Source organism: Lacrimispora brassicae (assembly GCF_054772055.1).
Genome location: NZ_BRYH01000001.1, coordinates 22637 through 34277 on the forward strand (window position 1 = coordinate 22637; position 11641 = coordinate 34277).

Annotated in this window: 12 protein-coding genes; all 12 read right to left on the minus strand. The window is 46.6% G+C overall.

Annotated elements, in window-relative coordinates; translation table 11 throughout:
- Nucleotides 1-53 precede the first annotated feature (53 nt).
- Nucleotides 54-242: a PspC domain-containing protein gene (locus ACYVD3_RS00105; RefSeq protein ID WP_025233585.1), complete on the minus strand. Its 189-nt coding sequence runs from the start codon at nt 240-242 to the stop codon at nt 54-56.
- Between the two features lie 72 nt (nt 243-314).
- On the minus strand, nt 315-1217 hold the full coding sequence (locus ACYVD3_RS00110) for a DUF4097 family beta strand repeat-containing protein (RefSeq protein ID WP_460640475.1): 903 nt from the start codon (nt 1215-1217) through the stop codon (nt 315-317).
- Nucleotides 1214-1957 (minus strand): DUF1700 domain-containing protein, encoded by a 744-nt coding sequence (locus ACYVD3_RS00115; RefSeq protein WP_460640476.1) that lies wholly within the window; start codon nt 1955-1957, stop codon nt 1214-1216. Before ACYVD3_RS00115 ends, ACYVD3_RS00110 begins: the two co-directional genes overlap by 4 nt.
- Complete coding sequence (locus tag ACYVD3_RS00120) at nt 1954-2274, minus strand: PadR family transcriptional regulator (RefSeq protein WP_158417333.1); 321 nt, start codon at nt 2272-2274, stop codon at nt 1954-1956. Before ACYVD3_RS00120 ends, ACYVD3_RS00115 begins: the two co-directional genes overlap by 4 nt.
- A 32-nt stretch (nt 2275-2306) precedes the next feature.
- Entirely contained in the window at nt 2307-2555 is a 249-nt protein-coding gene (locus ACYVD3_RS00125; protein ID WP_460640477.1) for a PspC domain-containing protein, read from the minus strand.
- A 228-nt stretch (nt 2556-2783) separates the two neighbouring features.
- Nucleotides 2784-3824 carry a TRAP transporter substrate-binding protein gene (locus ACYVD3_RS00130; RefSeq protein ID WP_460640478.1) on the minus strand — a complete coding sequence of 347 codons (1041 nt, stop codon included), beginning with the start codon at nt 3822-3824 and terminating at the stop codon, nt 2784-2786.
- Nucleotides 3825-3892: 68 nt separating this feature from the next.
- Nucleotides 3893-4972 (minus strand): substrate-binding domain-containing protein, encoded by a 1080-nt coding sequence (locus ACYVD3_RS00135; protein ID WP_460640479.1) that lies wholly within the window; start codon nt 4970-4972, stop codon nt 3893-3895.
- 28 nt (nt 4973-5000) lie between these two features.
- On the minus strand, nt 5001-6050 hold the full coding sequence (locus ACYVD3_RS00140; protein ID WP_460640480.1) for an ABC transporter permease: 1050 nt from the start codon (nt 6048-6050) through the stop codon (nt 5001-5003).
- A gap of 2 nt (nt 6051-6052) precedes the next feature.
- Nucleotides 6053-7597 carry a sugar ABC transporter ATP-binding protein gene (locus ACYVD3_RS00145; protein WP_460640481.1) on the minus strand — a complete coding sequence of 515 codons (1545 nt, stop codon included), beginning with the start codon at nt 7595-7597 and terminating at the stop codon, nt 6053-6055.
- Nucleotides 7598-7774: 177 nt separating this feature from the next.
- A complete protein-coding gene (locus ACYVD3_RS00150; protein ID WP_460640482.1) occupies nt 7775-8605 on the minus strand; it encodes a response regulator transcription factor in 831 nt (276 codons plus the stop codon).
- Complete coding sequence (locus ACYVD3_RS00155) at nt 8577-10094, minus strand: sensor histidine kinase (protein WP_460640483.1); 1518 nt, start codon at nt 10092-10094, stop codon at nt 8577-8579. The genes ACYVD3_RS00150 and ACYVD3_RS00155 overlap by 29 nt, the downstream gene beginning before the upstream one ends.
- A 226-nt stretch (nt 10095-10320) precedes the next feature.
- The gene (locus ACYVD3_RS00160) at nt 10321-11556 is read right to left on the minus strand and encodes a D-alanyl-D-alanine carboxypeptidase family protein (RefSeq protein ID WP_460640484.1); all 1236 of its coding nucleotides are present in this window, start codon (nt 11554-11556) and stop codon (nt 10321-10323) included.
- Nucleotides 11557-11641 lie beyond the last annotated feature (85 nt).

Sequence of the window (11641 nt, forward strand, 5' to 3'; positions counted from 1 at the left end):
AAAAGAAAAGACAGGCCCGGACGGCCTGCCTTTTCTGCCTATGCAAATCCCTTTTATCTTCTGGGAATGATGATCGCTGCAATAAAATAAGCTACAATGCCCGTGCCTGTACAGGCCAGCACTGCCCACAACAGCCGGATGAGAGTAGAATCCACGTTAAAGTACTCCGCAATTCCGCCGCATACCCCGCAAAGCATTTTGTCCGTATCGGAACGGTATAATTTTTTTTGATTGTCTTCCATTTGTATATCTCCTTTCTGTCCTATGACCTGTAAGTTGTGTAATATGTTATGAAAGCAAAAGATATTTTCATATTATAATTCATTCATAAACACCACCTGGATGGCACCTGTTTTGCACTCCAGATCCATATCTTTGCCTGCTCCGTTGTCTGTCTGCTTCCTGCCTTTTAAGGCCGCACTGCTTTCCTCGCCGATCTTAACGGCTCCCACCTTACACTGGACATCGTAATTATAATCTTCCTTTTTTCCGTCAAGTTCCAGCCTTATGGCTCCCACCTGGCATACTGCCTCAATGTCGCCGGAGGTGGTTCCTGAGAACTCCACGGCGCCTGCATTGATTTCAATGGAAAGCGTTCCCACGTTTCCCCTGCCGATCTTTACAGCTCCGGCCTGGACTTCAATATCCAGTTCTTCCGCTGAAAGGGTCTGGGCCATCATCGCTGGACCGGAAGACTCTCCGCCGGAAAAACGGTTTGAATGAACAGATTTTAAACTGACTTCAGAAAAGCGGTAATCCTTTGGTACCTGGACCGTAAAAAGCAGTTCCGGGCCATCTTTTCTTTCCCAGCCATTGTATTCCTGAAGCTCCAGCTCCCCATGTTCTTCGTACAGGCTCCAGCAGGTTTTATCCCTGTTGGCGAAGATCTTAACTTCACTTCCAAGGGGATCCTCAACAAAAACAACATTTCCCGTACGCATTACTATATCCAATTTTTTTACGTCCGGAGAAGAAAAAATTTCCTGCCCTTTCTCTTCTCTGTTAAAGGTCTCCGGAACATAAAAATCATTAAAATTTTCCCCTTCCCAGAAGTTATCCAGGGCAATTCCTGAAATCTCTCTTCTCCATTCAATGGCTCTCTGGGGCACGATATCCTGTAACTTTCCTCCCATCACGGCAGATACGGCTGAAATGCCCCCGCCCACCAGAACGCAGATACTTCCGGCAATCAAACATATCTTTATAAACTTTTTCATAGACGGCTTCTCCTTCCGTGAAATAATCTGCTAAGGACGTTCACACAGCTCCTGAAAAGAAAAGGAATAAATCTTCCATAAAAAGCACCGCTGACTGCCAGGGCAATCATGCCAAGGCCAAGAAACAGGATCCCAAGTCCCAGAACCAGGGCTCCGCTTAAAGGGTGGATCACCATGGAAACAATACCGGCTAAAACCATACAAATCCCGGCCGCAAGAAGGGCAAAGGTTACTGCGCCGACTCCGATGACCGCTGCCGCAAGAATTCCCATAAATCCTCCTGCTAAGCCTGCAAGACCGCCTCCTATTCCCAAAAGCATGGGGGAAGCCGCAATGATCAGTATAATCCATAAGATAGTTTTCACTGTCCGGTTCCCATCCATGGCTCTTCTTCGCCTTGTATGTTTTCTGTCATCTTCTCCGTCCTGGTATCTCGGTTCCTCGGATACCTCCGGAAGATCATACCGCTTTGCCATCTGGTAATTAGGATCCTTAAACCGTTCATCCCGGTAACCGGTCTCCGTGAATTCTCCTCCGTCCTTCAAATTACCGGATATATCCGAACGGATAATGGCAGCTATTCGCTCAGGGCTTTCGAATTCCCGTATTACGTTCTCCTCATTTTCCGGTCCTGCCTCTTCCAGATAATCCCTGTAATATCCCATGGCCTCCGCCTTTTCCTCATCTGGAATATCCGACAGCAGATATTCCAGATCTCTCATAAACTCATCCCTGCTCATATATGTGCCTCCTCAAAAATCCGGGATATCTTCTGCGAGTAGCTTTCCCACTCACCTTTATAGAGATTCAATTGAACCCGTCCTTTTTCCGTAATCTTATAATATCTTCTGTTTCTTCCGTCAAATGCCAGATCATAAACCTCCAGACACTCTTCCTTCTGCAATCTTCGCAGTACGGGATAAAGGGTTGATTCTGAAATCTCAATAACATTTCTCACATCCTGGGTGATCTTATAACCGTAGGTCCCCTCTTGATCCCTTGATACTACCGCAAGGACAATGGCGTCCAATAATGCTGCTCCTGTGTTAAAAACCATGTGTCCACTCCTATCTTAATACTAAGAAAAAACTACCTTGTTTCATCCTTCGGCGCCTGGGGTATGATGACCGCAGCGATAATATAGAGAACCAGGCTTCCTCCCACCAGGGAAAACCCCATAAACGATTGGAACAAATGACGCCATGACTGAAGAAACATCAAAAGAACCCATATCAGCCTTATCATGACAGGATCGACCTGAAAATATTCTCCAATGCCACCGCATACACCGCAGAGGACTTTGTTTTTTACAGACCGGTACAAACGCTTTGGTTCCACGATTGCCCACCTTCCTTTCTTCTATTGATCTGATATATAATATTATTTTACTTTGTATATTATACATCGTATAACAATATTATATGCCATATAATATTACTTGTCAACACCTATTAAACTTTTTTAACCCATTCCCCAAAAAACCAAAAAACGGATGCTCTCAGGCAGTTGATCTCTCCTGAACGCATCCGCTATCATTTCCTTACTTAATCCCCAAACTCCAATCCATCACCGTACCTGGGCGATCCGGTTCACAACATCAATGTATTCGCTGCAGTACATCTGATAAACCTTCATAACAGCCGCACGAAAGCGCACCAGTTCCGACGGGCTCAGTTCCGTGACAACACAACCGGCCTTTGTCAGCCGGTCCCTGTCATTCTGCTCCCGGATCTCCCACAACTGCCTTTCATACCGGGCGGACTCCTCCCCGCAGGACGTGATAATTTCCCTGTCCGCCTCACTTAACTGTTCCCAGGTGGACTGGGAGGCAAGCTGCATCTCAGGAATCCGGCTGTGGGCATCTAAAGTGATGTATTTGGCCACCTCATAATGCTTCATGGTTTCATAGGAAGGCCAGTTGTTTTCCGCGCCGTCAATGCTGCTGGTTTCCAGGGCCGCATATACTTCCGAATAAGCCATTGGCACTGCCCTGGCCCCCAAAGCCTCCACCATAGCAGCCATCATGTCGGACTTTGCAACCCGGATGCGCATTTTTTTCATATCCTCCATACGTTTTATGGGACCGGAGGAATTGTAAAAATGTCTGGCTCCCGCATCGTACCAGGAAAGGGCCACAAGATCGCTCCCTTCCAGTTCCTTTTTAAATTCTTCTCCGATCTCTCCGTCAAGGACCTTCCACATATGCGTTTCATCCCGGTACAGGTAAGGAAGCTGCAGCACATTAAACCTGGGCATCATATCAGCCAGCATCATGACCGAAACCCGGGCAAAATCAATGCCACCGTATTGAAGCTGTTCCACCACTTCGTTTTCACTTCCCATTTCACCGCCTGCAAACACATTGATCTTGATCCTTCCATCGGTCTTCTGATACACCAGTTCTGCAAATTTCCTGGCTCCCTGTACCGTGGGATAATCCTCCGGCTGGTTATCCGCATAGGAAAATACATATTCCGGCGCTTCTTTCCTGCCTGCTAAAAAAAGGGCTTCCCCCGGATTTCCCAATTTCAGGATACTGAAAAAAAAGTAAACGGCAGCCGCCACAAAAAAAGCCTGCACCACCCCTTTTACAATTCGTTTATCCATTCCTTCTACCCCCAAAACGCCTCCCCTGGGCACAGGGGAAGCGTCTGATGTCTTATATTGTTTTTTGATTATGGATTGATGATGCTCTGTACCTCAGAATCATCCACATTATCAGTATTTACCAGAATTACGCCTGTATCCACAGTTTTTTCTGTCACCTGGTTTCCATTGGACATTTCCAGGGCTGTCTTTACGCCGTCATATCCCATATAATACTGGCGCTGTACCACAGAAGATACATCGTATTCACCGCTGCGGATCATGGTTTCAATTTCCGCTGAGAAATCAAATCCAACCATGGAAATGTCGGTGCGTCCTGATTCTGTAAGGCCGGTTACAAAGCCTACGGTAGAACCGTTGTTAGGACCAAACACTGCCTTTAAGTTAGGATATGTGGTGATAAAGTCCTGGCAGAATCCTACTGCCTTGCTGATATCTCCATCGTTTACCTTAATATCGTTGTTTAAAACCTGCCATTTCTCAGGCGCATTATCCTTCCAGTACTCATTAAAGCCCTTAACACGGTCATTGATTGTCTGAGAACCGGTGGAGCCAACCTGAATGGCGATCTGGGTATCTTCTGTTTCAGAAACTCCCTTATCTTTCAGCCTGCGGATCAGTTCCTCAGCAGCAACCTTTCCTGCTTCCACGTTGTTGGTCAGAAGAGCTGCGCTGTAGTTTTCGCTATTGATCACTGTATCTACCAGAACTACCGGTATTCCTGAATTATACGCTTCTGTAATAGGCGCGTCAAGGGATACACTGTCCAAAGGAGCGATAACGATTCCATCTGCCTGTGCGGATACTGCATTCTGCAGCAGGGTAAGCTGGCCTTCGATATCTGATTCCAGAGCGGTTCCTACTACTACTACGTTACAGCCCAGTTCCTTACCGGCCTGTTCTGCACCGGCCTGAAGCACGCTCCAGTACTGGTTTCCTAAAACCTTTACGATTACGTAAATGGTCTTGTCGCTTTTTGCTGTTTCACCCTTGGCTGAATCCTTTGACTCTCCAGTCTTTTCCGCTCCCTGGCTGGTTTCTCCTGCCGTGGTTACAGCCGGTGTTCCGCTGCTTGACTTGCTTCCACAGCCGGTCAGACCGGCAACTGCCATAGCCGCTGCCAACAAAACTGCCGTTACTTTTCTCATTCTTCTTTTCCTCCTGAATTGATTGTTTTTATTTTTTCAAGCCAAAAAACCGCTTGATTGCCCCTAAGTCTCCGCTCTTCTTCGCCGTCTGGGATGCAACTGCGATCAACAGGATAATACCTACGATCATCTGCTGCCAGAACGAATTGACACCGTTTAAGTTCAGTCCGTTCCGGATTACTCCCATCATCAATGCTCCGATCACCGTATTAAGAATCGTTCCTTCTCCGCCCAGGATGGAGATTCCACCCAATACAGACGCTGCAATGGCTTCCATCTCGTATCCGTTTCCTGCTGTTGGCTGGGCGCTGGAAAGACGGGAAGCAACCAGGATTCCGCAGATTGCTGCAGATAAACCGGAAATACAATAGGCAAACATACGGGTTTTTACTGCGTTAATGCCGGAAAGCTTTGCAGCCTCTAAGTTGGAACCACAGGCATAGATCTGGCGTCCGATCCTCATTTTTGCAAGAACAATTCCTAAAACCACAGCATATACCAAAGTGATGATAACGCTGTAGGGAAGTCCATCCCCTCCGATCCTTCCGCCGCCCAGAACGTAAAACTGCTTCTGTATGGCCTTAGAAGGAATGTTTGTGGTATACAGGGGCGCACCGTTTACAAGCACGTTTGCCATGCCCCGGTATACCCACTGGGTTGCCAGAGTCGCAACAAATGGCACAACGCCCAGAATTTCTATAAAAAAACCATTCATAATACCTGTCATAATACCCATGATCAGGCAAAGGGCGATACATACCACAAGAGGCAGTCCCTGCATCAGAAGTGATACCATAATAATGCCTGACAATGCCATGGAAGCACCTGCTGATAAATCGTTTCCACCGCAGACCAGACAGAAGGTCAGGCCGCAGCCGATGATGGTATAGGTAACGATCTGCTGCAGAAGGTTCTGTAAATTGGCCGGAGCTAAAAATTTAGCAGGCTGAAGAATCGAAAACAGCACAAACAGTCCGACCAGGATGCACAATGAGTAGATTGCCCGCCGTGTGGCTGCATTTAACTTGTTGAACGAACCGCCTTTCTTGTCCTGTCCCTTTGTTTTTAAGTTTCCCATCCTTACTCTCCCTTTCTATTACCGCCGCCTGATAATATTGGCGCCGGTTTTCCTTCTAGTTTGTTATAACCTGCCGCAAGATACAGGATATCTTCCTGAGTAGCGGTCTTTGCATCCAATTCCCCGTTGATCTCTCCCTGATGGATGACCAGAATCCTGTCACTCATACCAAGGATCTCGGGAAGCTCTGAGGAAATCATGATGATGGACACTCCCTGGGCGCTCAGCTTGTTAAACAGCTCATACACCTCAAATTTGGCTCCCACATCGATTCCTCTGGTTGGTTCGTCAACGATCAGCACCTTTACATCGTTGCACAGCCATTTGGCTAAAACTACCTTTTGCTGGTTGCCTCCGGAAAGATTCCCGCAAAGCTGATGCACGCTTGGAGTTTTCGTGCGCAGAAGCTCCACATATTTTTCCGCATTCTTAAGCCCTTCCTTGTCATTGATAAATCCATAACGGGTAATGTTTGGAAGATGGGCCATGTTCGTGTTATATTTGATATCAAGGCCAAGAGCCAGACCATCCCGCTTCCGGTCCTCTGTGGCATATCCGATCCCATGCTTAATGGCCTGGATCACAGAATTCACCTTGATGGGTTTGCCTTCCAGGGTCAGTTCCATGGAATCCGCCTGATCCGCACCAAAGATGCAGCGCATAAGCTCTGTTCTTCCCGCTCCTACCAGTCCTGATATTCCAAGAATCTCTCCCTTTCTCACATAAAAATAATCCGCATTCACTTTTGTGCCTCTGCGGACATTTCTGGCCTCAAGTACAATTTCTCCAATGGTTCGCTTGTATTTAGGATACTTATCCTCCAAAGAACGCCCAACAATCATGTTCACCAACTGATCCATGGTAATTTCGTTAAGATTCCTGGTGCCTATGTACTGGCCATCCCTGATGATCGTAACCCGTTCACAGATCTGATTAAGCTCTGCCATTCGGTGGGAAATATACACCATGCCAACTCCCTTTTCCTTTAAACGGCGGATGATCCCGAACAACTGATCGATCTCTTTTTCCGTAAGAGTTGCCGTCGGCTCATCAAGAACCAGTATTTTCGAATGAAAGCTGATCGCTTTTGCAATTTCCACCATCTGCTGCTGGGCAATGCTTAAGCTCCCCACGTGGGCATAGGTATTCAATTCAATGCCCAGGTCCTCCAGGATCTTCTGAGCTTCCTCATGCATCTTGCTGTCATCGATGAAAATTCCTTTTTTATGAGCCCTGCCGATGAATATATTGTCTGCCACACTAAGATGACCGCACATATTCAACTCCTGCATGATGATACATACACCAAGCTCATGGGCCTTTGCAACGGAATCAATGTCCACCTTATTTCCTTCAATGAATATTTCACCTTCATCTGCCCGGTGCACACCGGACAAAATCTTCATCAGGGTGGATTTACCGGCTCCGTTTTCACCGACAAGCCCCAGGACCTCCCCCTTATTAACCGACAGACTTACTTTATCGAGAGCCTTGACTCCGGGGAAGCTTTTACTTATCCCTTCCATTCGAAACAGTTCCTGTTCCATGCCCCTTCCTCCTCTCTGCTTTGTATACACTTCATGTGTTTGAATTCATTATACCTACTGGCCCCGGCAGATTCTATCGTAACTTTTTATCATCCATAGTAGAATTTTGTCTTTTCAGTTAAATGCACATAAAAAATGCCTGTCATCTCATCATGACAGGCATTTTTTACAATCAGGTTAACTTTGGAGGTCTTTTAGTCTGGCCATTCGGTACTCCGAAGGATTCACCCCTTCCAGACGCTTAAAAACCTTTGTAAAATAATTGGAATCCATATATCCCACCCTGACCCCTACCTCCTTAACGATCACATTAGGCTGGGTTAAAAGCTTTTTCGCTTCCCCCACCCTGTATTCCGCCAGATAGGAGGTAAAACTCTGCCCGAACTGCAGCTTGAACATCCTGCAAAAGTAAGGCTCCGAATATCCAACGGCCCGGGCTGTTTCGCTCATGGAAATATCATTCATATAATTGGACCGGATGTATTCCTCCACCATGGATGTCATCACAGACAAACGGCTTCCGCTAAAATCAGACTCATCCTCTAAGGACTGATGGTCCTTTTCCTCCTTGGACGGCGCTTCGGCATCTTTCTCCTCCTTATGGGGTTTTATTCCTCCCTGCCTGTCCTCCTGCTCTCCGGCAAGCCGCAGAGCCTCCTCAACCACATTCAAAACCTCTTTCTGGGAATAAGGCTTCAGCAGATATTCCATAGCCCTGATGGAGATCGCCTTTTTTGCATAATCAAAACGGTCATAGGCTGTCAGAAAAATAAGGCAGCAATCTTTCTTTTCTTTCCTCATGATCTCCGCAGCCTGGATTCCGTTCATTCCCGGCATCCCGATATCCAGGATCACCACCTGGATATCTTCCCTTTTAAAAATCTCCACCGCTTCTTTTCCGTTCTGCGCTTCAAAAACATGACACTCTCCTCCGAACTTCTTTAAAAGCATCTTTTTAAGCACAATCCGCTCAATCATCTCATCTTCCACTATCATCAACCGATACATGATCTATCATATCCCTTCTCCGGCCAAATTCTATCTGTACCACTGTGCCGCTGTTTTCGCCGCTGTCAATGGTTACCTTCCCATATTCATAGTAATAAGAAATCCTTCTATATATATTCCCAAGCCCGATTCCAAGCCCGGTCCCCTTTGTTTCAACGGCTTCCCTGATCGCTGCAAGGGTTTCCGGGTCCATGCCCTTTCCGGTATCTGCTACGGATATACATAAAAGCGCTCCCCGTTTCTCGATCCGTATGTCAATGTTTCCTCCGTTTTCCTTTTCCTGTATGCCGTGGATTACCGCATTTTCCACCAGCGGCTGCAGCATAAAGACCGGCACTTCCTCCTGGTATAAGTCCGTGCCGCAGTGGATTTCCCATTGGATCCGGTCTCCAAAGCGCATTTTCTGGATGTACATGTAATCCCTCACCACCTTTAACTCCTGTTCAAGAGGTTCAAAGGCATTGGACGTGCGGAGACTGTAACGAAGAAGGCTGCTGATGGCCACCAGCATTTCCTCCGTCACCGGCGCTTCTTCCATCTGGGCCATCCTGGTGATCATATTCAGCGTATTAAAGAGAAAGTGGGGATTTAACTGACTTTTGATCAACTGAAGCTGGGCCATGGAAAACCGTTTCTCAAGCTCTGCCCTCTCCAGTTCTTGCCGGTACAGTTTTTCTTCCATTAACCGTTTATCCTCTGTAGCGGTAATATAATCCCGTGTGGCGTGCTTCATTTTGTTGAATGCGCTCACCAGTTGTCCGATCTCATCCCTTCCATCCCAGCGGACGTCAGGAGATGAGAAATCGTTCTTTTCGATCTTACCTGAGACTGTGGCAAGCTGCACCACTGTTTTTACAATGCTGCCCGTAATAAAGCGCAAAAGGATCATAAGCACAAAAAAAGCGACAATGCTGATGGCAACCAGAATATAAGGCATACGTTTAAGCACAGGGATCTGGATCTCGTAATAATCGTTCCCTCCCATTAAAACCACCTTGGTCAGGCGCGTCCCATAGCTGTCTAAATATTTCTGCATACTGTATGTTTTATATAGTTCCTTAATATAGCCAGGCTCATTCTGCCTCATAGCCGCCACCTTTTCCCGCTGCTTCTCATAGGTGCCGTAACAATTTATGATGTTCCAGGTGATGCCGTAGCGCTCTTCCCCGATTTTATCATAATCATAGGGCAGATTGTTTAAATATTCCCTTGTCTCCTGACAGGCCTGCCGGTATGCAGCCTGGTTTTCCGGAGTATCATTTGCCAGAAGCTGGGCAAACCGTCCGCTCTCATTTTCCATGGATTCCAGAAATTTGTAACAGGCCAGATTATCATCCATGATAATGCTCACATCATTAATAAAAATATATGCCACCTTCAGATTGATGAAAATGGAAGCCGCCATAATGATCCCCACGCTTCCGATGATCACGTACAGTTTCCGCTTCAAAGACATCTGATACCAAAGGGCAAGCAATCGATCTCCCAATTGTTTTCCTCCCTCAAACCACTTTTTCCCGGCGGATTACCTCTTTTCCTGCCGGCGCACGAATTAATCTTATCCTTTCCTGGACCTTCCGTCAATATTTTTACAAAAAGAAGGGAAATGGTCAAGGTATACCGGCAATATTTTTGCGTAATACGAAAAAAATGCCCTGTAAGCGGTACACATTTTTTGTGCATCACTTACAGGGCAGAATTTATCCCATGATATGTCACAGATTAAAGGCCATCCAAAGGCGCTTAAAATAATCGGTAAATTTGGCTTCTCTCACCCCTTCGGCTGTTAATACGGGAACTTCCCCTATCTTTTTCCCTCCAATGCTATAAATAAGGTTTCCTGCCTTCTGCCCTTCTTCTACAGGCGCGGACACGGAAGGCACCAGCTCCAGCTTCTTTTCAATGGTGGAAAAATCTTCCCCTTTAAGGCTTAAGTAGGAAAAGGAGCCCCCATATTTTAACGGGACCTGATCCACAACTCCGTTATCCACCACCATATCAGGAAGAGGAAGCATTTCCTTATCCTCATACAGCTTGCAGTTGGCATATCCGTAGTTCAACAGAGTCTGGGCGTCGGCAAACCTGATTTTGTAATCCGGGGCTGCCATGACCGAGGCAATAAGGCGGACCCCATCCTTTTCCGCTGTAGCAGAAAGACAATACTTTGCCACTGATGTGGAACCGGTCTTTAAACCGGTCACATTGAAATTCGTAGCCATTTTTAAAAGCTTATTGGTATTGGAAAGGCCGAATTCCTTTGTTCCCTGCTTTGTTACATGAGTAATATTCTCCATCCAGATGGTAGAATAATTATGGATCTGAGGATATTTATTGATCAGTTCTCTGGACATAAGCGCAATGTCCCTGGCTGTTGTCACATGAGTGCCTGACTCAGTGAGTCCGCAGCAGTCTTCAAAATTGGTATTGGTCATCCCAAGTCCTGCCGCCCTCTCATTCATCATCTTAACGAATTCATCTTCTGTTCCTGCTATGTATTCTGCCATGGCTACGGAGGCGTCATTCCCTGAAGCGATTACGATGCACTTAATCAGGGTATCCACCGTCTGCACTTCTCCTTCTTCCAGAAAGACCTGAGAACCTCCCATGGACTTTGCGTGGGCGCTGGTCACAACCTCATCCGTCAGCTTGATCTTACCGGAATCCAGCGCATCAAAAATAAGTATCAGAGTCATGATCTTCGTAATGCTGGCAGGACTCCTTTTTTCGTCCGGGTTTTTTTCATAAATAATCTGTCCGGTTGACGCTTCCATCAGAACGGCGCTGGGAGACTGTAAGGCCGGCCCTCCCTCTGCATTTACCTTTTTGGCCTCTTCTGCCTGGATAATCATGTCCGAGGCTACCGCCATATCCGGCTCTTGCCCTGCCGCCGGAAAGCACAAACAGAAAAACAGCAAAAGGCAGCTTAATACTAATGCCGTAACTCTCTTCATATGATACACGATCCCCTAAAATTCCTTTGTACCATTGTATGGGATTGTTTCACATACATATGCCACTTTTTCCAAAAAAAATTAC

Excerpts from the sequence above, each read along its gene's own strand:
- ACYVD3_RS00130 (WP_460640478.1), bottom strand. The coding sequence starts at position 3,824 with ATGGATAAACGAATTGTAAAAGGGGTGGTGCAGGCTTTTTTTGTGGCG.
- ACYVD3_RS00120 (WP_158417333.1), bottom strand. The coding sequence starts at position 2,274 with ATGGTTTTTAACACAGGAGCAGCATTATTGGACGCCATTGTCCTTGCG.
- ACYVD3_RS00145 (WP_460640481.1), bottom strand. The coding sequence starts at position 7,597 with ATGGAACAGGAACTGTTTCGAATGGAAGGGATAAGTAAAAGCTTCCCC.
- ACYVD3_RS00140 (WP_460640480.1), bottom strand. The coding sequence starts at position 6,050 with ATGGGAAACTTAAAAACAAAGGGACAGGACAAGAAAGGCGGTTCGTTC.
- ACYVD3_RS00115 (WP_460640476.1), bottom strand. The coding sequence starts at position 1,957 with ATGAGCAGGGATGAGTTTATGAGAGATCTGGAATATCTGCTGTCGGAT.
- ACYVD3_RS00160 (WP_460640484.1), bottom strand. The coding sequence starts at position 11,556 with ATGAAGAGAGTTACGGCATTAGTATTAAGCTGCCTTTTGCTGTTTTTC.
- ACYVD3_RS00110 (WP_460640475.1), bottom strand. The coding sequence starts at position 1,217 with ATGAAAAAGTTTATAAAGATATGTTTGATTGCCGGAAGTATCTGCGTT.
- ACYVD3_RS00135 (WP_460640479.1), bottom strand. The coding sequence starts at position 4,972 with ATGAGAAAAGTAACGGCAGTTTTGTTGGCAGCGGCTATGGCAGTTGCC.
- ACYVD3_RS00105 (WP_025233585.1), bottom strand. The coding sequence starts at position 242 with ATGGAAGACAATCAAAAAAAATTATACCGTTCCGATACGGACAAAATG.
- ACYVD3_RS00150 (WP_460640482.1), bottom strand. The coding sequence starts at position 8,605 with ATGTATCGGTTGATGATAGTGGAAGATGAGATGATTGAGCGGATTGTG.